Below are 22,051 nucleotides of genomic sequence, written 5' to 3'. Positions count from 1 at the left end.
TCGCGGGCGCCGGCGCCTCGCGGCCGCGCGGCCGCGGGGGCGCCGGCCCCCCCCCCCCCCCCCCCCCCCCCCCCCCCCCCCCCCCCCCCCCCCCCCCCCCCCCCCCCCCCCCCCCCCCCCACCCCTCTAGTCGTAGGGGTTCGTGAGGACCGGGCGGGCCTGGAGCACGGTGAAGCTGACCGGCGGGCCGTCGGTGGTGGTGGTGCCGGGGACGTCGGCCTGGACACCGCCGTCGACGGAGAAGGTGCCGCCCCAGGTGGTGGTGAGGCTGGCGGTGTAGGTGCCCGAGCCGTACTCGTGGGTGATCGAGTGGTCGGGATACGGGGCGCCCGGGTGGTCGGTGGTCAGGGTGGTGCCATCGCCGGTGTGCCAGGTGTAGCCGGTGGCGGTCGCTGTGATGACGACGTCGAAGCCGCGGATGTCGACGGTGAAGGTCTGGGTCGACGGACTGTCGGTGTAGAAGATCACCGGGAGGCCGGTAAGCGCGTTGCCCGGTGGTTGCTGGCGGGTCTCCAGCTCAGGCAGCGGCAGGGTCTGGAAGTAGCGGAACACCTCGGCCGGCGACGGCGGCGGGTTCAGGTCCGTCACGTCAACGCACGCGGTAGCAGTCGTACCCCAAGGGCCGTATCCACTTCCTACCGCGTCGTCGGCCTCAGGGGGCAGGCCCTCCACGGGGGCGCCGTCTGCCTGAACGATGCGCTGCCGCTGGATGACCAAGTAGTTGATCACGCGGCCGTCAATGGTTGGGCACTCAACTCGTCCGGGAGTGCAGCTGCCCTGAATCGCATCATCAATCTGGCATGGCGTTTGCAGTCGCCAGCGGAAAAGTTGCGGCCCTGCTGTGCTCGCGTTGGTGGCCGTATATACGCCTGATGTTGGGCCAGAAACCTGCTCCGCAGTTATCGACGCATTTCCATCCGTCAACTCTGTATCGACGCAGGCTGCAGAACGGCAGGAAGCCGCGAAGGCGGGTGTGGCGATACCAAGTGTGACGGTGGCGAGCAAGACCGCCACTACCGCCCTCAGTTGACGTCCCACTGTCCCAGTACCCAGGACTCGTTCACTGAGGACCAGTCAAGAACTGCCCCGCACTGAAGTTCGGCCGCTGGAGCGCTTAGCTCGGCCAACTCGTCGCCGCCGGGTGATTCGACTCGTAGTCTCGCCTGGGTCATCGAAAAGACCAGCTCAGCGCTTCGTTCAGAGACTGGGGCCGCGCCCACAGACGTTACTTCCACTTGGCCCCCGACATACCGATAACCGGCTGCGGAGTCCTCGGTCAGATTGGCGATGATGCCGTCGCACAGGGCGCATCCCTGGCTCAGTTCATCCATGTATGTGGGATCCATGGACTCTTGAGCGGCGTTGTAGACCTCCATGTAGTACCGAATGAAGGACTCGGCACCCTCGGGCGTCATCTCCCGGGCCTCGTCCGGCATCGGGAGGTCCGGCGGTCCGAGTGGCGGCAGGGCCTCGCTCGACTCGGCAGCGGTCGCGCTCGTCGACGGCAGGGTCTCGTTGGCCTGCTGCTCGCTCGAGCAGCCGGCGAGCACCGCCGCGCCGATGGTCAGCGCCGCCGCCAGTCGAACCCGCCGCATCCGTCGTCCTCCCGAGTGCCTGCGCACAGTTGCCGGGAGACTACGCAGCTCCGTGGCCCGACCGCCGCCGTCGTCACCCGATCTGTGGACAAGCAGGGGAACGCCCCGCTCCGGGAACAGGGGGACGAGGCGTCCCACCGCGTTCGACCCGAGCACGCGCATCGGTTCAGTCACGTCCCGGCGTGATCGCGGCGAAACGTCGCCCGGGCACGGAGAATGATCGCGATGTCTCGACAGGCCGATCTCGGCGACCAGCCCCCGTTGCCCTTCCCCCCGACCAGGGGGGAGAACGCCCGGCAGCTCGCCCGGCGGGCCAGGCACGTCGCCGCCCGCGTCCTCGAGCTCGTCATGCGCTGGGTGCTCCGGATCGCGCTCCCGCTGCTCGGGGCGGCGGCCGCACTGCAGGCCTTCCCGTACCACGCCACCGTCCAGGGCATCCCGTTCGAGGTGCAGGGCAGCCTGTTCAACCGCCCGGTCCTGTCGGCCGACACCACCCTGGGCAACTGGGAGTTCCCCGACTTCGTCGCCCTGCCCATCGGCGTGCACATCTCCCCGGAAGACGTCGACATCCTCCAGATCACGCGCGCCGCCGAAGGTGACCTGCCGGCCTTCGTCGAACGGCTGCAGGCCGACTTCGCCGCCCAGGTGCCCCAGATCGCCATCTGGCTGGTCGGGGAGGCCCTGATCGGCATCGCGTTCGGCCTGGCCGCCGCCGCCGCCGTCAACATGTCCGTCCGGTACCTGCGCGGCCGGCCCCGCCGACCGTCCGAGCTGCGGCACCGGGCCAAGCAGCTGGGTGCCGCTGGCCTGGCCCTCGCCGCCGTCTCGGTGTTCGGCGTCGTCAGCTACAACCCCGACTGGGTGCGGGAGTCACGCCTGACCGGCTCGCTGGCCGCCGCGCAGCTCTTCCCTGAGCAGCTCAGCCAGTACTACACGCAGCGGTCCAAGGCCCTCGACGTCCTCGGCTCGGTGGTCGGCATCCAGGCCGAGCTGCAGTCGCAGGTCGAGGACGACCAGACTCCGCAGCCCGCGCTGCAGATCATGTACATCTCCGACATGCACCTGGCGGCCAACTACCCGCTGGTCGCCCAGTACGCCGCCACCTACGACATCGACCTGATCATCAACACCGGCGACGAGGGCGCCTTCGGCCCCGCGTTCGAGCTGACCCCCGGCTACCTCGACGCGCTGCGGGCGGTCACCGCCGAGACGCCGATGCTCTGGATCGCCGGCAACCACGACTCCCCGGACACCGAGCGGGTGATGCGGACCATCCCCGGCGTCACCGTGCTCGGGAGCAAGACCGCCACCGGCGACGGCTTCGACGTCTCCGCCGGCCTCGTCGACGCCTTTGGGCTGACCATCGCCGGCCTCCCCGACCCCCGCGTCTACGGCGGCCCCGGTGAGTACGGCGCGGACGCCGCATCGGTCGTCGAGCCCCTGCAGCGGCGCGCCGTCCAGGAGGCTCTCGAGGTCGACGACCCGACGGCGGTGGCCGCCACGGCCACCGGTCCGACCACCGCACCGGCCGGGGACGGCATCGCACCCGCGGACGGCGGCCAGCCGGCCGACGGGTCCGGCGAACCCACCGCCACCCGTACCGACGAGGCCATCGACACGACGCCGATCGACGTGTTCGCCGTCCACGAGCCGGTCGCCGCGGAGGAGGTCCGCGAGGTCCTGGAGAACGACGTGCGGCTGACCGTCTCCGGCCACACACACCAGCAGAACGCCAGCGACGAGCTGCAGGACGGCGACGGGGCGATCAACCTGATCGAGGGCTCCACCGGCGCCGGCGGCCTGGACAACATCGTCCGTGGTGAGGACCGGCCGCCGATCAGCTTCTCCATCGGCTTCGTCTCCGAGGCCTGCCAGTTCACCCGGATCATGCGGTTCCAGATCACCCCGCAGGACACCGCCGTCCTCACCGATCCGGCCACCGCCGCCGAGGCGCAGGCGCCGGAGGCCTTCGGCGACGACGTCACCGCCTCCACGGTCTTCTTCCGCCCGCAGGACGTCGACCCCGACCGCACCTGCGACGTCGACCTGGGCATCAGCGACGAGCGCCCCTGGCCGACCGACGACTGACGGGACCCACCCCCGTGGTGTGGGTCCCGTCAGCCGTCGCAGGTCGACGCAGCGGGGTCAGGGCTGCGTCACCGGGACAGAGCCCGCTCGTCGGCCGCTGATACCCACGGACGTGCGGAGATCGCGATCAGGTGATCGTGGCGTCGGACGGGGCGGCCTGCTGCTCTTCCCAGGTGGCCAAACGCACGACCGGGACGGCGGGCACGCCCTCCTCCGGCGCTGTCCAGCCGGTGCCGTAGGCGCCGCTGCGCAGCGCCGCGACGGCCTCCCGGGCGGTGATCGGCCGGCGGCCGGTCATCAGCCGGGCGATCGCCCCGGCCACCACGGCGGCGGCGAACGAGGTGCCGGACCAGCGCGCCCAGCCGGTGTAGGTCTGGGCCGTCCCGTCGGCGTCGGTGAGCGTGCCCTCGACGAACGTGCTCAGCAGCTCGTGCCCCGGGGCGGCCAGGTCGACCCACGGCCCCCGGTTGCTCCACGCCGACCAGCCGGTCGAGGTGGGGGAGTCGACGGCGCCGACCGCGACGACGTCGTCGAGGGCCGCCGGCCAGAAGTCCTGCGGGGTCTGGGGCTCACCCAGACCACCGAGGTTGCCGGCCGCGGTGACGATGACGAGCTCGGGGTTGACCTCGTGCAGGTCGTCGACCAGCTGCTGCATCACCTCGCGCGCGTTCGGGTCGTCGGCGAAGCAGCCCAGCGACAGGTTCAGCACGTGCACGCCGCGGCGGGCCAGCTGCATGGCGGCGTCGGCGACCACGCTGGACAGCGCCTGCCCGTCGGCGGCCAGCGCCTTCTCCACCCAGACCCCGGCGGCCGGGGCCTGCTGCAGCACCAGCCCGGTGATGAACGTGCCGTGGCCGACCTGCAGGCCCGGGGCCTGGCCGGTGGGTGCCTCGAAGTCAGCGGGGGCAGACAGGTAGCCGCCGGAGAGCCACAGGTGCTGCTGCACACCGGTGTCTACCGAGCCGACCAGCACCCCTTCACCTGTCCAGTTCCCGCCGGGCTGGTCACGCCGGTCGCGGAGCGCCGCGAGCGTGGGCAGGGGCGCGGCATCACCGTGGAAGCGCATCGGCTGGCCGGTGACGCGCACGGACATCAACCGGTCTTCGTCCACTCCCGCACAGCGGCGGCGGACGTCAGCGAACTCCGGATCGGGCAGCTGGATGCGGCGGAGGCGGGAGGCGACCCGGGACCATCCATCCGAGCGGCCGAGCACCTCCCGGACGCGCGGGACCGAACGATCGATGACGAGAGCAGCGGGCACGTGATCCTCCATGGGGATGGCGGGCGGGGCTTTGATCGCACCGTCCCACTGGTCAGCGGCCACCATGGGAACGGTGAGGCTGGGTGACCGGCGCGCCGGTCATCCAGCGACCTGCAGCGCGGCGTCAGGCAACGCACGCGCCGGGGGACAAGAGCGCGGCAGAACTGCGCTGATACATCGGTGACCTGCGGACTTGGACCGCCTAGGCTCGGTCGGACGTCAGCTGGGAGGGGCCATGTCCACAGCGCGTGACCTCGCCGATGAGGCTCTGCGTACGTACTTGTCCGACCCGGCGGCTGCTCGTGGGGTCGCAATGCGGGGGCTCGCTGCAGCCCGAGCGGCCAAAGACTGGGGCAGCGCCTCGGCTTGCGAGCGAGCTTTGGCGCTGACCGCTGGACACCTCGCCGACAGCACCGCTGCAGTGGGTCACCTCTCCCGTGCAGTTCGGTACGGCGAGCGGGCGATGGACTTCTCGGCTGTTGCCCGGGCCCGGTGTGAACTCGCCTACGTGCATGCACGGTGTGGACGTGCGAGGGCAGCGTCTCGTGAGCTCGAACGAATGCCCAGGGTTGACGAGGCCCACCCTGACGCAGGGGCACTTCTCCGCGATCGGGCCATGGTCTTGGAGGCCTTGGGGCGCTGGGACGCCGCCCTGGAGACGTATGCGAGCGCACTCCCGTTGATGAGGGGGTGGAACGAGCCGCAGGATCTTGCGGTACTCCTCGGCAACAGGGCCGTCGTTCATCTCTTGTTGGGGCGTCCGCGGGCTGCCGAGCGAGACCTGTTGGAAGCCCAGTCTTTGGCGGGCGGACCAGATGCCGGCATGTTCCAGGTCATCGTCCAGCACAACCTCGGCTATGTGGCTGCACTCCGAGGACAGGTACCAGTGGCGCTGAGCCGCTACGACGAGGCGGAGCGAGGCTACGAGCGGCACCGCCAGGTGCCTCCAGAACTCTGGCGCGACCGGTGCGAGCTGCTGCTTGCGGCCGGTCTCACGGCCGAGGCCCGCGACGCCGCCCAGCGCGCCGTCGACGCAGCCACCGCCCGCCGTGAGCCGGCCGAGCTGGCCGAGGCGCGACTGCGCCTCGGCCAGGCCGCGCTGGCGTGCGGGGACCCGGCCGCCGCGCAGGCCCTCGCCGACCAGGCCGCCCGGGCACTCACCCGGCAGCGCCGCACCGGCTGGGCCGCCCTGGCGCACTGGACCGTCGTCCTGGCCTGCGCCGCGCAGGACCCGACGTCGGTGACCGAGGCCGGCTACCGCCGCGCGGCCGACCGGCTGGAACGCGCCGGCTGGCCGGAGGCCGCCCTCCAAGCCCGGCTCCGTGCAGGCCAGCGAGCGACCACCCGTGCCCGGGCCGAGCAGCACCTGGAACCGGTCAGCCGATCGCGCCGGTCGGGCACGGTCTGGCGCCGCCAGCTGGGCTGGCACGCCGAGGCCCTGCTGCGCCGAGGCCGGGGAGACCGAGCTGGTGCGCTGCGCGCCGTCGCCCGCGGCCTCGACCTGGCCGACGACCACCGCGCCACCCTCGGCGCCACCGACCTCCGGGCCGCCGCGTCCGCGCACGTCGCCGAGCTCGCCGGCACCGGGCTCCGGCTGGCCCTCGACGGCGACCGCCCCGAACTCGTGTGGCGCTGGGCCGAACGCACCCGGGCCGCCGCCCTCCTGCACCCGCCGGTGCACCCGCCCGACGACGAGGACACCGAGCAGGCGCTGGCCGAGCTGCGCACCGTCGTCCGGGAACGCCAGGACACCGCGACCGAGGGCCGCGCCGCTCCCGAGCTGGCCCGCCGGCAAGCCCGGCTGGAGGAACGGATCCGCCAGGCCGTGCGGCACACCAGCGGCGACGGCCGCGGCGTCCGGCCCGACCTGGACGCCGGCCAGCTGCACACCGCGCTGGGCGACCGGGCACTGGTCGAGTTCGCCGAGTGCGAGGGTCGGCTCATCGCGGTGGTCGCCGCCGGCGGGCGGTTCCGGCTGCACCGGCTCGGCGAGACCGCGACGGTGACCCGGGAGCTGCACCACCTCTTCCACGCGCTGCGCCGCATGGCCGCACCCGGCGTCGACCCCGCACCGGGGCTGCGGCGCCGGCTGGAGACCGCCGCCGCCCGGCTCGACGCCCAGCTGCTCGCGCCGCTGGCCGCCGACCTCGGCGACCGCGACCTGGTCGTCGTCCCGACCGAGCAGCTGCACGCGCTGCCGTGGGGAGTGTTGCCGAACTGCGCGGGGCGCCCCTTCTCGGTGTCGCCGTCGGCCACCCTGTGGCGACGCGCCCGGTCGGTACCGGCCGGCCGCGGGCCGGTGGTGCTCGCCGCCGGGCCGGGGCTCGCGCACGCCGAGCCCGAGGTGAAGGCGCTGGCCGACCTGCACCCCGGTGCCCGGGTGCTCACCGGTGACGACGCCCGGGTGGCCGACGTGCTCACCGCGGCGTCCGGGGCGCGGGTGGTGCACCTCGCCGCGCACGGGCGGTTCCGTGGCGACAACCCGCAGTTCTCCGCCGTCGACCTCGCCGACGGGCCGCTCACCGGCTACGACCTGGAGCGGCTGCAGCACCCGCCCGAGGTCGCCGTGCTGTCGGCCTGCGAGACCGGAGCCGCCGCCGTCCTGGCCGGCGGTGAGCTGCTCGGCCTCGCCGCGACCCTGCTGTCGATGGGCGTGCGCTCGGTGGTCGCGCCCGTGCTGCAGGTGCCCGACGCGGAGACCGCGCCGCTGATGGTCGACCTGCACCGCGAGCTGCTGGCCGGAGCCGGCGCTCCCGCGGCTCTCGCCACCGCCCTGGCCCGGGCCCGCACCGGGTCCGACGCCGAAGCCGCCACCGGCGCCGCGTTCCTCTGCGTCGGCGCATGAGAGCCGAGGTGTATCAGGCGGTGTCCGTCGTGCTCTGTCCTTCGTGCTGCTCACCGAACCGCGCCCCCAGGTGCGCGGCTCGCCCCTGCCGGGACGCCGCATGACCGGCTCCCCGGCGATCGACGTCGCCGCGCTGGTCCGGTCCGCCGCGGCGGGCGACCAGGCCGCGTGGAACGGGCTCGTCGAGCGGTTCGGCAACCTGGTGTGGGTGGTGGCACGGGGGCACCGCCTGCGGGGGGACGACGCCGCCGACGTGTTCCAGACGACGTGGCTGCGCCTGGTCGAGCAGCTGCCGCGGCTGCGTGAGCCCGACCGGGTCGGTGCGTGGCTCGCCACCACCGCCCGGCGTGAGTGCCTGCGGGTGATCCGCCGGGAAGGGCGCGAGACGGCCCGCGAGCCGGAGCTGCTCGACCTGACGCCCGACGGCGCCCCGGACGTGTCCCACCGGCTGGTCACCGCCGAGCGGGACACCGCGCTGTGGCACGCGTTCGAGAACACCACCGGCCGCTGCCGGGAGCTGCTGGGCGTGCTGCTGGCCGAGCCGCCGCTGCGCTACACCGAGGTGTCCGAGCTGCTGGGCATGCCGATCGGCAGCATCGGGCCGACCCGGCGCCGCTGCCTGGAGAAGCTGCGCCGCGACCTCGCCGAGGTGGGCGTCGATGACCGGTCCTGACGGGGGAGGGGGCGCGGTGCCCGAGCACGACGAGGCCGCCGACGAGCGGCTGCTGCACGACCTGGCCCGGGTGGCCCGCGACCGCGACCCGGTGCCGGCGGACCTGCTGGAGTTCGCCCGGCAGGCCCTGACCTGGCGCACCGTCGACGCCGAGCTGGCGGAGCTGACCGCCGACTCACGGGAGGTGGCCGTCGCCGTCCGCGGCACCAGCGACGACGTCCGGCTGCTGACCTTCAGCGCCGGTGACCTGCGGCTGGACGTCGAGGTGCTGACCGAGGGGGCTACCCGCCGGCTCGTCGGGGAGCTCAGCCCCGGGCAGCCGGCCCGCGTCGTCCTCGAGCACGCCGGCGGAACGCTCACCGAGGAGACCGACGAACTCGGCCGGTTCCTGCTCGAGGGCGTGCCGGTGGGGCTGGTCCGCCTGCGGTGCGTCCCCGCCGGCGGAGCCGAGTTCATCACGCCCTGGCTGCGCACCTGACACCGGGCCGGTGCCGACACGACACAGCGCCGGGATCCTGCTCCACCGGGCCGGGGCAGCCGGCCCCCAGGTGCTGATCGGGCACATGGGCGGGCCGTTCTGGGCGCGCAAGGACGACGGCGGCTGGTCGATCCCCAAGGGCGAGGTCGAGGCGGGGGAGGACGCCTTCGCCGTCGCCCTGCGTGAGTTCGCCGAGGAGCTCGGCTCCCCGGTGCCCGCCGAGGAGTTCACGCCGCTCGGGGAGGCCCGGGTGACCAGCGGCAAGGTGCTCGCCGTCTGGGCCGCCGAGGGCGACCTCGACGCCGGCGCCGCGGTCAGCAACACCTTCTCCCTGGAGTGGCCGCCGCGCTCGGGGCGAGTGCGGGAGTTCCCCGAGATCGACCGGGCCGCCTGGTTCGACCTGGCCACCGCCCGCAGCAAGCTGGTGAAGGGCCAGGTCGTCTTCCTCGACCGCCTCGCCGCGGCCCTCGCCCACCCCTGACCGCCGAAATGGCCATTATGGCGGCGCGGGAGCGCGCCATAATGGCCATTTCGGCGGGGTCCTTCCTCAGTCGCCCTTGACGTTCACCACCTGGCGGAGGGTGTGCCGGATCTCCACCAGGTCCGCGGCGTCGCGCATGACGACGTCGATGTCCTTGTAGGCGTCGGGGTGCTCGTCGAGGAACGCATCCGAGTGCCCCCAGGCGATGCCGGACATCCGCGCGTCCAGGTCGGCCCGGCTGAACAGCCGCCGGGCCGCGTTGCGCGAGTGGTTCCGCCCCGCCCCGTGCGGGGAGGACATCAGCGCCGCCTCGTTGCCCAGGCCCTCGACGACGTAGGACGCCGTCCCCATCGACCCGGGGATGAGCCCGGCCTGCCCCCTCCGTGCGCTGATCGCGCCCTTGCGGGACAGCCACACGTCACGCCCGAGGTGCCGCTCGCGCTCGGTGTAGTTGTGGTGGCAGTTCACCGTCTCCAGCCGCTGGACGTCGGCCTTCAGGAACCGTCCGACCTGCGCGACGACGCGGTCCATCATCTCCTCGCGGTTGAGGAACGCGAACCGCTGCGCCCACCGCAGCGCCTCGATGTAGGCGTCGAACTCCGGCGTCCCCTCGACCAGGTAGGCGAGGTCCCGGTCGGGCAGCTCGATGCCCTGCGCCCGGCACCACTCCTGCGCCCGGCGGATGTGCACCGACGCCAGCTTGTTGCCCACACCGCGCGAGCCGGAGTGCAGGAACAGCCACACCCGGCCCCGCTCGTCGACCGACACCTCGATGAAGTGGTTGCCCGACCCGAGCGAGCCCAGCTGCAGCGGCCAGTTGCCGACCGTGCCGTTCGCCTGGTCGGCGCCGGGCATCGCCCGCAGCTCCGCGACGCGCGGCTCGGCGGTGGCGCTGACGTGCTTGTTGTACCGCCCGGCCGACAGCGGCACCGCCCGGGAGATCCAGCCGTGCAGGACGGCGAGGTCGGTGCCGGCGAGGTCGGCGGCGTCGAACTGGGTGCGCACGGCCATCATCCCGCAGCCGATGTCGACCCCGACCGCGGCCGGGATGATCGCGCCGTCGGTCGGGATGACCGACCCGACCGTCGCGCCCTTGCCCAGGTGCGCGTCGGGCATCAGCGCGAGGTGGGGCTGGATGAACGGCATCGTCGCCGTCCGCTCGGCCTGCTCGCGGGTGCTCGGCTCCAGGATGGACGCCCAGCTCAGCAGGCGTCCGTTGATCTGCTCCATGGTCCTTTCTCTTCTCCGTGGGAGGGGTGGTGGCGCTGCGCAGCCGGTGCAGTCAACGCGCTGACCACGAGCCGTGCACGCCCTTTACCCGCCGGGCGCGCGATCAGCCCGCGGTCGGACCGGCAGACGACGGAAGATCACCCGACGGGCGGACGCGCGGGCAGCGGTGGCCGGGGTGGACTGGGAACGTCCACCGCACCGACCGAGGAGAACACCGTGCTGGCATCCCACCCGACCGCCTCCCGCCCCCGGCAGGAGAGCGACGGCGTGGTGCCGCAGCGCCCGGCTGCCCCGGTGCGGCGCCCCTGGTGGGCCCGGCTGTTGCGCCGGCTGGCCGCAGCCGCGCTGGTCCTGGTCGTCCTCGGCGTCGGCGTGCTCGGCGTGGCCTGGGCGGTGACCCCGGACGTCGGCGACGCGCACGACCGGGTCACCGAACGGCTGGCCGCCGCCGGCGCCACCCCGCTGGAGGGCGAGCTGCCCGACCGGGTCGTGGCGGCGGTGCTGGCCACCGAGGACAGCCACTTCGAGCAGCACATCGGGGTCGACTGGCGTGGTGCGCTGCGGGCGCCGATCGGTGCGGTGACGGGGGAGGACCTGGGCGGTTCGACCCTGGACCAGCAGCTGGCCAAGAACGTCTACGAGGACGGCGAGGCCGGGTTCCTGGACCGGGTGTCCGCGGTGGTGCTCGCGCTGAAGCTGGACGCCGAGTGGTCCAAGGAGGACCTGCTGCGGATGTACCTCGACGACGCCTACTTCGGCCACGGCTTCACCGGGGTGGTGGACGCAGCGCAGGGCTACTTCGGCCTGGCGCCGGACGAGCTCAGCTGGGCGCAGGCCAGCCTGCTGGCCGGGCTGCTGCAGGCGCCCAGCGCCTACGACCCGCTGGAGCACCCGGAGCGGGCGGCGGCCCGGCAGGGGCACGTGCTCGACCGCCTGGTCGACGTCGGCGAGCTCACCCGGGCCGAGGCCGAGGACGTCGCCGACCACGACTGGGCGCTGGTCGGCGGCTGACGCCGAGCCCCGCCGTTTCTCCGCCGCGCCGCCCGGGCACCGGGCAGGCGACAGCGGAGACGATGGAGGGACCCCCCATGCAGGTCGGCTACAAGCTCGCCACCGAGGCCTTCAGCCCCACGCAGATCATCGAGCAGACGGTGGCGGCCGAGGAGGCCGGCTTCGACTTCGTCGAGCTCAGCGACCACTACCACCCGTGGCTGGAGGAACAGGGCCACAGCGGCTTCACCTGGTCGATGCTGGGCGCCATGGCCGCGCGCACCTCGCGGATCCAGCTCGCCACCGGGGTCACCTGCCCGATGATCCGGTACCACCCCGCGGTGATCGCCCAGGCCGCGGCGACCGTGCAGCTCATCTCCGGCAACCGGTTCACCCTGGGCATCGGCGCCGGGGAGCGGCTCAACGAGCACGTCGTCGGCGGCGGCTGGCCGGCGGTCCGGATCCGGCACCACATGCTCCGCGAGGCGCTGGAGATCATCAACCTGCTCTGGCAGGGCGGCTACCAGTCCTACGAGGGGAAGTACCTCACCCTCGAGGACGCCCGGGTGTTCGACCTGCCCGACCAGCTGCCGGTCATCGCCGTGGCCAGCGGCGGGCCCGGGGCCTCCAAGCTCGCCGCCCAGTACGGCAGCGGGCTGTTCGCCACCGAGCCGAAGCCCGAGCTGGTGCAGGCCTACGCCGAGCACGGCGGCAGCGGGCCGAAGTACGCCGAGGTGCCGATGGCCTGGGCGCCCGACGAGGACGCCGCCGCGCAGGAGGCGCTGAAGACCAGCCGCTGGGCACTGTCGGGGTGGCCGGTGATGAGCGAGCTGCCCAACCCGGTCAACTTCGACGCCGCCAGCAGCACGGTGACCGCCGAGGACATCAAGGGCCAGTTCTCCTGCGGCCCGGACCTCGACCGGCACGTGCAGCAGGCCCAGCCCTACGTGGACGCCGGCTTCGACCACATCGTCTTCCAGAACGCCGGCCCGGACCCGGAGGGGTTCATGCAGGTCTGCAAGGACGAGCTGATCGAGCGGGTCCGTTCCCTCACCCCGTCGTCCTGACGGCCGGTGCTGGTGCGCTGCTCCCGCGGGGCAGAGCACCAGCACCGGAAGGACGGGTCACTCCGTGGCGAGCACGACCTTCCCGATCGTGGCCGAGGACTCCAGCAGGCGGTGCGCCTCCTGCAGGGTCGCCGCGTCGATCGGCGAGAGCCGGGTGGTGAGCGTGGTGCGCAGCGTGCCGGCGTCCACCAGCCGGGCCACCTCGTCGAGCAGCTCCCGGTGGGCGGTGCTCGCCGGGTCGTGCAGCACCCGGCTGAACATGAACTCCCAGTGCCAACCCTGGCTCTTCCACTTCAGCGGCAGGGTGTCCACGCCCTCGGGCTCGTCGATCGCGACCACCGAACCGCCCACCGCCATCACCTGCGTGTAGGTGTCGACCATCCCGGCGGAGAACGGGCTGAGCACGAAGTCCACGCCGCGTGGGGCGATGCCGGCCACCTCGGCGAGCAGGTCGTTGCGGTCGACGACGTGGTGCGCGCCGAGGCCGCTGACCCACTCACGGGACTCCCGGCGGCCCACCGCCGCGATCACGGTGAGGCCGGTGAGCTGCCGGGCGAGCTGGACGAGGATCGAGCCGACGCCGCCGGCGGCGCCCATGACCAGCAGCGTGCCGGTGCTGTCCGCAGCGAGCTTCCAGCGCTCGAACAGCGTCTCCCAGGCAGTGATCGTGGTGAGCGGCAGCGCGGCGGCCTCGGCGAAGTCGAGCGAGGCCGGCTTGTGCCCGGCGACCCGCTCGTCGACCAGCTGCACCTGCTGGTTGGAGCCGGGCCGGGCGATCGAGCCGGCGTAGTACACCTCGTCGCCGACGGTGAAGGCACTGACCTCCTCGCCCACCGCGAGCACGACGCCCGCGGCGTCGTAACCGAGGACCTGCGGGCCGCCGTCGCCGGGCAGGGCGCCGCCCCGCAGCTTCACGTCGACGGGGTTGACCGAGACCGCGCGGACGTCGACCACCAGGTCGCGCGGGCCGGGGGTGGGCACGTCGAGCTGGACGTCGGTGAGGACGTCGACCGGGCCGCTCGCGGTGGCGACGACGGCGCGGTTGGTCGTGGGGATCTGCATGACCGAACGCTATCCCGGTGACCTCAGTAACCCACCAGGGTGCCAAGTACCCCGCAGATACCATGGTGATCGTGACTGCTGTGCCGACCCGCCCGCCGAACGACGTCTACTCGGCCGACTGTCTGTGCCGGTCGATGCTCGACCTGCTCGCGGACAAGTGGAGCGCGCTGGCGCTGGGCGCCCTGGAGGACGGGCCCCAGCGGTTCGGCCAGTTGCGTACCCGGCTGCAGGGCATCAGCCCCAAGGTGCTCACCGCGGTGCTGCGCCGGCTGGAGCAGCACGGGCTGGTCAACCGGACGGTCTACCCAGCCGTGCCGCTGCACGTCGAGTACTCGCTCACCCCGCTCGGCGTCGACGCCACCGTGCCACTCGCCGCGCTGCGCGACTGGGTGGAGGCGAACATCGACCGCTTCCCCGCGGGAGCCTGAGCGCGATGCCCCTGCTCGCGCGTCGTCGACGATGAGCCGTGAGGAACGCTGGGAACGGCGGCTGGCGCTGCCGGTGCTGGTGGCTGCCCTGGCCTCCATCCCGGCGATGTTCCTGACCTTCGCCGGGGGCACGCTGGGCACCGCCGGCCGGATGGTCGACGCCGTCAGCGGCCTGGTGCTGGTCGCCGAGTCGGTCGTGCTGCTGTGGGTGGCGGAGGACAAGCGGGCCTGGATCCGCGGTCACCGCGGGATGCTGCTGCTCACCGGCGGGGTGCTGCTGGCCATCGTGCTCGCGGTCGGGCCGGTCCAGGTGCTGCGGCTGATCCGCACGGTCGGCGCGCTCCGGGTGCTGCGGGCGGGCCGGATCGTGCGGGCCGCGCGGGTGCTGGCCGCCCGGATCGGGCTGGCCGGCCGGGGCGCGCACCTGTTCGCCGGGATCGCCGGCACGCTGGTCGCCGTCTTCGTCGGGGTGGTGCTGGCCGATCCGACGTCGCGGTCCCGGTCGCTGCTGACCGCGGTGGTCGGGCCGATCAGCACCCCGGTCGTCGTCGTGCTGTCGGTGCTGGCCGGGGCGCTGCTGGGTGGTGCGACCTACCTGCTCGCCCGGGACAACGGCGAGGGTGACGAGGACGACGGTGCTGAGGAGGGGGACGAGGACGAGGGGGACGAGGCCGGGGACGGCGTCCGGCCCGCCGCCGGCTAGAGGTACTGCCCGCCTTCGCCGGCGACGTCCCCCCTGGGCTCCGCGACCTCCGGCGCCACCTGGACGCCGTGGACTGGAACGCCTGGCCGGCGGTGGTTGGGGCAGCGTCACCCCGGGCACCCACCAGTCCTGGACCACAACGAGACGTGAGGAGGCAGCCATGGGGCTGTTCGGCAAGATGGCCAAGGCAGGCGTGGCGAAGAAGGCGATGAACGAGGCGCGCAAGCCGCAGAACCAGCAGAAGCTCAAGAGCGCGTTCTCGTCGCTGACCAACCGCGGCAACAGCGGCGGCAAGTCGAGCGGCACGCGCCGCGGCTGACCCCGCTGCGGAGGAACGGCCGGGCACCCTGCCGACCTCCGCAGGGTTCCTGCCATCCGGCCGGGATCGGCGAGGTGAGGGCACGGACGGCGGCCAGACTGCCGTCCGTGCCCCTCGACGAACTGGTGCCCAGCTCCTCCGCCGCCCGCGCCGCCCGTGAGGTGGCCGCGGCGTTCTCCTCGCCCGCGCTGCTCGCCCACTGCGACCGCTCGTACCTCTGGGCCGCCGAGTACGGCCGGGCCCGCGGCATCAGCTTCGACGCCGAGCTGCTGTACGTCGCCGCGATGCTGCACGACCTCGGCCTGGTGCCGGTGTTCGACAGCGTCACCGAGCCGTTCGAGGAGGCCGGGGGCGCGGTCGCCTGGGTGTTCGCCGCCGGCGCGGGCTGGGACACCGATCGGCGGCGCCGGGTCTCGGAGGTGATCGTGCGGCACATGTGGCCGCAGGTCGACGTCGACGCCGACCCCGAGGGTCACCTGCTGGAGCTGGCCACCGGCCTGGACGTGTCCGGTCGCCGGCCCGACGACTGGCCGGCCGGCTTCCGCGCCGAGGTGCTGGCCCGCCACCCCCGGCTCGGGCTGGCCGAGGAGTTCCTCGGTTGCTTCACCGCACAGGCCCGCCGCAAGCCCGGCTCCCTCGCCGGGCAGTTCGTCGCGGGCGGCTTCGCCGAGCGAGTGCGCGGCAACCCGCTGGACCGCTGACCCGGCCGGCCACCGCGGAGTGCCTCAGGCGGTGACCGTCCCGTCCGCGGCGACCGTCAGGCGCCCGGCCTCGACGGCCGCCTGCAGCGCCGCCTCGAGCAGCGCCTGGACCGTCGGGGTGCGACGGCGGTGCCCGAAGACCTCCGCCGTGCGCGCCTGCAGCTCGTCACCGCTCAGGCTCCCGGCCGCCCGGACCAGGGCGACCATCGCATTGCCGATCTCTCGCGGGGCGACGTGCTCCAGCGGCCGCTCGGCGGCGGTGGCCTGCCGGCGGAACCAGGTCCACTCCGCCGGGTCGGTGCCCTTGGGCCACAGGTGCTCGCCCTGCAGCGCGCTGGGCGGGAGCAGGTCCATCAGGGCGTCCCGACGGGCCACCCCGACCCGGGTCAGGCCGAACGCGCCGGCGGTCAGCCGGGCCAGCCGATCGCGGTGCACCGGGCCCTCGGCCTTGATGCCGGCGTTCAGCAGCCGCCGCACCACCCGCGCGACCGCCGGGTCGCCCAACTGGTCGAGCTGCGCCTTCTCCCCGGCCCGCCGCGGCGACCAGGCGATGAACGGCAGCTCCTCGTCCAGCGGCCCGGCCGGCTCCGCCGACCGGGTCCGTGACGCGGGGAGGGCAGCAGGCGCCTGGGCCACCGCCTCGGTGACGACCTCCGCGACGACGGGCTCCGCGACGACGGGCTCCGCGGCGACGGGCTCCGCGACGACGGGCTCCGCGACGACGGGCTCCGCGACGACGGGCGGCTCGGCCACTCGTGCCACCGGGCGGATGGGGATGACGTCGGCCAGCGGGCCCTCGTCGTCGGCGCGGGCGTCCGTCACCTCGCCGCCGGTCACCTCGCCGCCCGTCACCTCGCCGCCCGTCAGCCGGGCGTCCTGCTCGGGCACGGCCTCGGCCGTCGGGGCCTGCGCCGGTTCCGCCTCGCCGGCGGGGCGGGGCAGGGGAGTGGCCTCGACCGCGGCGACCAGCCGGTCGACGACGGCGTCGGCGTCGGCCAGCCAGGTCGGCAGCCACACCCGCTCCACCGCCGGCCAGCCCAGCAGCCCGGAGAGCACCTCGGTGGGCAGCCCGTCGCGGTCGCCGACCGTCTTCCGCCGCGCCCACGCCGGCCCGTCCAGCAGCACCGCCAGCACCGGGGCGTCCCGGGCGGCCGCGCGGGCGACGGTGAGGTCGACCCGGGAGTCCGACAGCCCGACGTCGGTGCGCACCACCAGCCCCCGCTCGCGCAGCGCGGCGGCGATCTCGTCGCGGTGCCGGTCCGGCGCCCCGGCCGGGCGGGCGCCGCGCGGCAGCGCGTCGGTGCCCAGCGCCGCCAGGTCCAGGTAGGCGCGCAGGTGCTGCACGCCCAGCGAGGCGGTCTGTTCGGCCCGCAGCTGCTCCGGGGCGAAGGAGGTGACGACGACGACCTGGCGGCGGGCCCGGGTGACGGCCACGTTGAGCCGCCGCTCACCCCCGGCACGGTTCAGCGGGCCGAAGCTCAGCGGCAGGTGCCCACGCTCGTCGGGGCTGAAGCCGGTGGAGAGGAACACCACGTCCCGCTCCTCGCCCTGCACGTGCTCCAGGTGCTTCACGAACAGGCCGTCGCCGTCGGTGCGGTCGAGGGCGTCGACCACCCGCGGGTCACCGCTGTCGCGCAGCTGGGCCTCGATCAGCGAGCGCTGCGGCGCGTTGAGGGTGACCACCCCGATCGAGGGCACCGCGGGTGCGGCCGCCTCGAACCGGCGCCGCACCTCCGCCACCACGGCCGCCGCCTCGACGGGGTTGGTCCGCAGCAGCTTCCCGCCGCCGGTGCGGTGGAACGTGCCGTCGACCTGCACCAGCGACACCCCGCGGCCCCCGGGCCCCGAGGACGCGCGCCCGTGCGCCGGCGCCGGGAAGGTGGCCAGCCGGTTGTCGTAGTACTGGGCGTTGCTGAAGGCGATCAGCGTCTCGTCCTGGCTGCGGTAGTGCCAGGACAGCCACTGCCGCGGCACCCGGGCCTGCACGCACTCCGAGAGGATCGACTCCTCGTCGGCGACGGCGTCCTCCGCCGGCTCGTCGTCGGCCGCGGACGGCTCACCGAACGTGGTCGGCGGCAGCTGCTTGCTGTCCCCGACGACGACCGCCGCGCGGGCCCGGCCCAGCGCGCCGATGGCGTCGGCGACCCGGATCTGCGAGGCCTCGTCGAAGACGACCAGGTCGAACAGGTCGGCGTCGGCGGGGAGGAACCGGGCCACCGAGTCCGGGCTGACCAGCACGCAGGGCAGCACCGAGGTGATCACGTCGCCGTGCGCGGCCAGCAGGCCCCGCACGCCCAGCCCCCGGCGCTGCTTGGCCAGCTCACGCTGCAGCGCGCCCAGCCGGCTGTCCCCGGTCGCCGGGTCGAACGGGCGGGCGGCCAGCACCCCGGCGGGCACGGCGCAGGTCAGGTGCGACCGGACCGCCCGGGACGCCGCCGCGAACCGGGTGATCGTCGCCTCGTGCCGGCCGGCGTCGAAGGCGCTCAACCCGGTGGCGTCCCGGCGCTCGGCCAGCGACGCCTCGGCCAGCCCGCGGTCGAAGGCGCGCACCGCGTCCTCGGCGGGCAGCTCACCGTGCACCAGCAGCCGGCGGGCCTCGGTGAGCCCGGTCAGCCGCAGCGGCTCCAGGGTGTCCAGCAGGCTCACCCAGCGCCGCAGCGACATCGGGTGGATGTACTCCACGCCCCGCTCGGGGCGGGTCATCGTCCAGTGCAGCACCAGCCCCTGCTCGCCGCTCCACGCCGCGAGCTGCGCCGAGGAGCTGCCGCAGGCGGTCAGCAGCGCGGTGACCGCGTCGCGCAGCCGGAGCACCAGGCGCGCGGCGGCAGGGTCGGAGGCCGGCCCCGCGGCCAGGAGCCGGCGCACCGCGCCGGCCAGCCCCGCGGAACCGTCGACGGTCGCCGCGGCCCGCCGCAGCCAGCGGGCCTCGGCCGCCAGCAGCGTGCGACCGGCGTCGGTGAAGGGGTTCCAGCCGGCGGGCACCTGCAGCCCCGGGACGGCGGTCGCGCGCGCCGCCAGGGCCTGCACGGCCGACTGCACGGTGCGCAGCGACGCGGTCAGCTCCGGCACGTCCTTGGTCCGCACCGTCGCGCCGTCGGCCAGCACCCCGGCGAACCGGGCGCGCACCTCGGCGAGCTTGCCGCGCCGGCCCAGGAAGGAGCCGGCGACCGCCTCCTGCGCCTGCACGAACAGCTCACCCAGCGGCAGGCCGAGCGCTTCGGGGGTGACGACGTCGAAGGCGGGGGAACCTGCCTCGGCCAGCGCCTCCACGTCGGCGAGCAGGTCGTCGAGCGCCGCCGCCCAGCGGGGGCTGTGCACCTGGTCGAGCACGTCGAGGCCCAGCGGCGGCCCGGCCAGCAGGTGCGCCAGGTCGTCCAGGTCCTCCGGCGTGCGGACCGCCCGCAGCACCGCGGCCAGGGCGCCCTCGCCGGGCAGCTCGCGGATGGCGCTGTCGACGGCGACCGCCGCCCGCTGCACGGCCTCGATGTCGATGTCCACGGTGTCCAGGAAGGCCCACGCGTGGCCGGCCGAGGGGCGGGCCAGGTCGGCGATGTCCGGCAGCAGCGCCAGCGCCCGACGCACCGCGGTGACCGTCTCGGCGTCGGCCTGGCCGGCGAAGGCCGGTGGCACCGGCAGCGGCGGGACCGCGTCCCCGGCGGCCAGCACCGCCGTGCGGGCCGAGTAGTACGACAGCCCGGCCGGGTTGGGGGCGTGCAGGCGCTCGGCGTAGCGGTCCAGGCTCCGGCGGGCCGAGCGCAGGTCCTCCGCGTCGGCGGCCAGACCCTGCTCGTCGACCTCGACCGCGAAGTCCAGCGCCGCCCGGATCTGCGCCCGGACGACGGCCGGCCGGCTGCCCTTGTCGTGCAGGTCCAGCGCGAACGGGCCCATGCCGACGGCGTCCAGCCGCCGGGCGACCACGTCGAGCGCGGCTCGCTTCTCGGCGACGAACAGCACCCGCTTGCCCTCGGCGACCGCCCGGGTGAGCAGGTTCGTGATCGTCTGCGACTTGCCGGTGCCGGGCGGGCCCTCCAGCACGAAGGTCCGTCCGGCGACCGCCTCGGCGACCGCGCGCAGTTGCGAGGCGTCGGCGGGCAGCGGGCAGCCGGCGGCCAGTTCGTCCAGGTCGACCGTCCCGGCGGTGTCCGGCGCCGGGTCGGTGAACGGGGCGTTCGGGTCGCGGACCAGGTGGGCGACCAGGGGGCTGCGGGCGAGGTCGGCCCAGTGCTGGTCGAGGTCCTGCCAGAGCCGGTGCTTGGCGAACTGGAGCACCGCCAGGTCGGCCGTCGGCTCCACCCGCCACGGCAGGCCGCGCTCGGCCAGCGCCTCGCGCACCGCCTGCACGGCGGCGCCCAGCCGCACGCCGTCGGCCCCCTCGGCCAGGCCCGGCACGGTCAGCCCGTGCAGCTGGCGCAGCTTCTCCAGCAGGCACCAGTTCGGGGTGGCGGCACCGGCCTCGTCGGCGGTCAGCCGGTAGGCGCCGGTGCCCGAGGCCGGGCTCAGCAGCACCGGCAGCAGCACCAGCGGCGAGCGCAGCGGCCGGCCGTCGGCCTCCCAGACCAGGCTGCCCAGCGCGAGGTGGAGGTTGTTCGCCCCGGTCTCCTCGACCACGGTGCGGGCCCGGTGCGCCAGACCGCGCAGCCGGGAGAGGTACCCGGCCTCGGGCACGTCGGCGTGCACAGCGCGGCGCTCGGCCAGGGTCTCGGCGAGCAGCTCGGCCGGCAGCTCGCGCGCCGACCGCACACCGCGCTCGCGCTGCACCTCGGAGAGCGCGTCTCCCGGCAGCAGGGTGAGCGTGGTGCCGCCGGTGAGCAGCTCCTCGAGCAGGGGCAGCACGTCGTGCGGGACGGTCAGCGGCACTCCGGCGCGCTCGCCGTAGGAGATGAGCCGGTTGCGCGGGCTCAGGTCCAGCAGGGCGTTCTTCCACTGCTGGACGCGCGCGGGCACCTCGGGGCGGGCGTCGGGTGCCGGCGGGGCCGGCTCCGATCCGGCGGCGGCCTCGACGGCTGCCTCGGCGGGAGCCGCGGCGGCCCGGTGCTCCAGCACGACGTCGCCGGCGGTGCGCACCGGCAGCGCACGCACGCCCTCGCGTCGGGCGCGGACGACGTCGGTGACCCCCAGCAGCCGGCCGAGGTCGCCGGTGAGCCAGGCGGCGTAGGCCGGGCGGTGCAGGTCGGCGACGTTGCTCCCACCGGCGGCGAGCAGCGTCGTCTCCACCAGCCGGATCACGCCGAGGTCGACCAGGTCCACCAGTCCGGCCACGTCGGTGGTGGCCGCGGTCTCGGTGCTGCGCTCCTCGCGCCAGTAGCCGCAGAAGGCGTGGCCGTCGGCCACCCAGACCAGCGGCCGGACGCCGGCCCGCTCGCACGCGGCGGCGAGGGCGAGCGTGGTGTCCAGGCTGGTGCCGACACCGCCGTCGAGCACCTCGTCCGGGGTGCGCACGACCTGGCCGACCTCGGTCCAGCTCACCGGCGGCAGGGTGGGCCGCACGCTGCGCCGGCGCATCGCCCACACCAGCGCGTCGACCACCTCGTCGACCCGCTCCGGGCCCTCGTCGTAGCCGGAGAGCGCACGGCTGCCGGTGCCCTCCTCCAGCAGGTCGCAGGCGTCGTCGAGCAGCCGGCCGATCGCCGGGTCGTGCGGCAGCACGTGCGCGGCGAGCAGCTCCAGCGCCAGCGGCAGGGGGGTGGCCAGCCACTGGCCCGGGGCCAGCACGTGCACCGGGAGCCGACGGGACGCCAGCGTGCGGTCGCCGGCGGTCAGCTCGACGCGGACCCAGCCGGACCGGCGCTCGGGCACCTGCAGCAGGGCGCCGGCGTCCAGGGCGAGCCCGACGTCACCGACGACCGTCGTGCGCCCGGCCTCCAGGTCGACCAGCCGCTCCACCGGGGGGCCGACCGGCCCGACGCCGTCGGCCACCGACAGCCGCACGGTCGCGCCGCGGACGGTGGTGGTGGCGCTGTGCACCGCCAGCCGGGAGACGACCGGCACCTCGTTGTACGCCAGTGCGTGGCTGAGCACCGAGGTGGCGGTGAGCTCGAGGGAGACCGGCTGCTCAGTGGGCGGCGGAACGGCCCCCTCGGCCTCGTGGTGCAGGTCGGCGACGTTCCCCATGGGGTCTGTCTACCGGTTC

17 protein-coding genes and 1 pseudogene are annotated in these 22,051 nt (G+C 74.5%); 12 read left to right on the top strand and 6 right to left on the bottom strand.

The annotated features are described in order from the left end of the window. Window positions 1-126: 126 nt before the first annotated feature. Window positions 127-588, bottom strand: coding sequence for a hypothetical protein (locus ACI79Y_RS09760; RefSeq protein WP_457158285.1), 462 nt, complete (start codon window positions 586-588; stop codon window positions 127-129). 434 nt (window positions 589-1,022) lie between these two features. Then, entirely contained in the window at window positions 1,023-1,595 is a 573-nt protein-coding gene (locus ACI79Y_RS09755; RefSeq protein WP_457158284.1) for a DUF6318 family protein, read from the bottom strand. A 225-nt stretch (window positions 1,596-1,820) separates the two neighbouring features. Between ACI79Y_RS09755 and ACI79Y_RS09750 the strand changes: the two genes are divergently transcribed. Continuing rightward, window positions 1,821-3,683 carry a metallophosphoesterase family protein gene (locus ACI79Y_RS09750; RefSeq protein WP_457158283.1) on the top strand — a complete coding sequence of 621 codons (1,863 nt, stop codon included), beginning with the start codon at window positions 1,821-1,823 and terminating at the stop codon, window positions 3,681-3,683. A 127-nt stretch (window positions 3,684-3,810) separates the two neighbouring features. Here the strand turns inward: ACI79Y_RS09750 and ACI79Y_RS09745 are convergent, their stop codons facing one another. After that, a complete protein-coding gene (locus tag ACI79Y_RS09745) occupies window positions 3,811-4,776 on the bottom strand; it encodes a S8 family peptidase (RefSeq protein ID WP_457158282.1) in 966 nt (321 codons plus the stop codon). Window positions 4,777-5,179: 403 nt separating this feature from the next. Between ACI79Y_RS09745 and ACI79Y_RS09740 the strand changes: the two are divergent. The 5 genes and pseudogenes from ACI79Y_RS09740 to ACI79Y_RS09720 form a co-directional block, all read left to right on the top strand. Continuing rightward, window positions 5,180-5,728 (top strand): annotated as a pseudogene (locus ACI79Y_RS09740) (tetratricopeptide repeat protein); the annotation flags it as partial. Between the two features lie 102 nt (window positions 5,729-5,830). Beyond that, window positions 5,831-7,789 carry a CHAT domain-containing protein gene (locus ACI79Y_RS09735; RefSeq protein ID WP_457158286.1) on the top strand — a complete coding sequence of 653 codons (1,959 nt, stop codon included), beginning with the start codon at window positions 5,831-5,833 and terminating at the stop codon, window positions 7,787-7,789. 100 nt (window positions 7,790-7,889) lie between these two features. Next, on the top strand, window positions 7,890-8,462 hold the full coding sequence (locus ACI79Y_RS09730; protein ID WP_457158281.1) for an RNA polymerase sigma factor: 573 nt from the start codon (window positions 7,890-7,892) through the stop codon (window positions 8,460-8,462). Beyond that, a complete protein-coding gene (locus ACI79Y_RS09725) occupies window positions 8,449-8,940 on the top strand; it encodes a hypothetical protein (protein ID WP_457158280.1) in 492 nt (163 codons plus the stop codon). The genes ACI79Y_RS09730 and ACI79Y_RS09725 overlap by 14 nt, the downstream gene beginning before the upstream one ends. Window positions 8,941-8,950: 10 nt before the next feature. Beyond that, on the top strand, window positions 8,951-9,421 hold the full coding sequence (locus tag ACI79Y_RS09720; RefSeq protein WP_457158279.1) for an NUDIX domain-containing protein: 471 nt from the start codon (window positions 8,951-8,953) through the stop codon (window positions 9,419-9,421). Between the two features lie 66 nt (window positions 9,422-9,487). On the opposite strand, the gene ACI79Y_RS09715 is transcribed toward ACI79Y_RS09720, so the two are convergent. Further along, on the bottom strand, window positions 9,488-10,651 hold the full coding sequence (locus ACI79Y_RS09715; RefSeq protein ID WP_457158278.1) for an RtcB family protein: 1,164 nt from the start codon (window positions 10,649-10,651) through the stop codon (window positions 9,488-9,490). A gap of 216 nt (window positions 10,652-10,867) precedes the next feature. Here ACI79Y_RS09715 and ACI79Y_RS09710 point away from each other — a divergent pair, with 216 nt between their 5' ends. Continuing rightward, a complete protein-coding gene (locus ACI79Y_RS09710; protein ID WP_457158277.1) occupies window positions 10,868-11,662 on the top strand; it encodes a biosynthetic peptidoglycan transglycosylase in 795 nt (264 codons plus the stop codon). Window positions 11,663-11,724: 62 nt separating this feature from the next. Then, window positions 11,725-12,708, top strand: a complete 984-nt coding sequence (locus tag ACI79Y_RS09705) for a TIGR03557 family F420-dependent LLM class oxidoreductase (protein WP_457158276.1) — start codon at window positions 11,725-11,727, stop codon at window positions 12,706-12,708. 57 nt (window positions 12,709-12,765) lie between these two features. Here ACI79Y_RS09705 and ACI79Y_RS09700 read toward each other — a convergent pair whose 3' ends face one another. Further along, window positions 12,766-13,770 carry a zinc-binding alcohol dehydrogenase family protein gene (locus ACI79Y_RS09700; RefSeq protein WP_457158275.1) on the bottom strand — a complete coding sequence of 335 codons (1,005 nt, stop codon included), beginning with the start codon at window positions 13,768-13,770 and terminating at the stop codon, window positions 12,766-12,768. 71 nt (window positions 13,771-13,841) lie between these two features. On the opposite strand from ACI79Y_RS09700, the gene ACI79Y_RS09695 reads away from it, so the two are divergent. The 4 genes from ACI79Y_RS09695 (at window position 13,842) to ACI79Y_RS09680 (ending at window position 15,921) form a co-directional block, all read left to right on the top strand. Then, complete coding sequence (locus ACI79Y_RS09695; RefSeq protein WP_457158274.1) at window positions 13,842-14,198, top strand: winged helix-turn-helix transcriptional regulator; 357 nt, start codon at window positions 13,842-13,844, stop codon at window positions 14,196-14,198. Between the two features lie 31 nt (window positions 14,199-14,229). After that, on the top strand, window positions 14,230-14,901 hold the full coding sequence (locus ACI79Y_RS09690; protein WP_457158273.1) for a hypothetical protein: 672 nt from the start codon (window positions 14,230-14,232) through the stop codon (window positions 14,899-14,901). 160 nt (window positions 14,902-15,061) lie between these two features. Further along, window positions 15,062-15,220, top strand: coding sequence for a hypothetical protein (locus ACI79Y_RS09685; RefSeq protein WP_457158272.1), 159 nt, complete (start codon window positions 15,062-15,064; stop codon window positions 15,218-15,220). Between the two features lie 107 nt (window positions 15,221-15,327). After that, the gene (locus ACI79Y_RS09680) at window positions 15,328-15,921 is read left to right on the top strand and encodes an HD domain-containing protein (protein WP_457158271.1); all 594 of its coding nucleotides are present in this window, start codon (window positions 15,328-15,330) and stop codon (window positions 15,919-15,921) included. Between the two features lie 24 nt (window positions 15,922-15,945). Here ACI79Y_RS09680 and ACI79Y_RS09675 read toward each other — a convergent pair whose 3' ends face one another. Continuing rightward, window positions 15,946-22,032 carry a DUF3320 domain-containing protein gene (locus tag ACI79Y_RS09675; protein ID WP_457158270.1) on the bottom strand — a complete coding sequence of 2,029 codons (6,087 nt, stop codon included), beginning with the start codon at window positions 22,030-22,032 and terminating at the stop codon, window positions 15,946-15,948. Window positions 22,033-22,051 lie beyond the last annotated feature (19 nt).

This window comes from Modestobacter sp. SYSU DS0875 (genome assembly GCF_054050915.1).
This window is presented reverse-complemented; position numbering and strand designations above follow the sequence as displayed.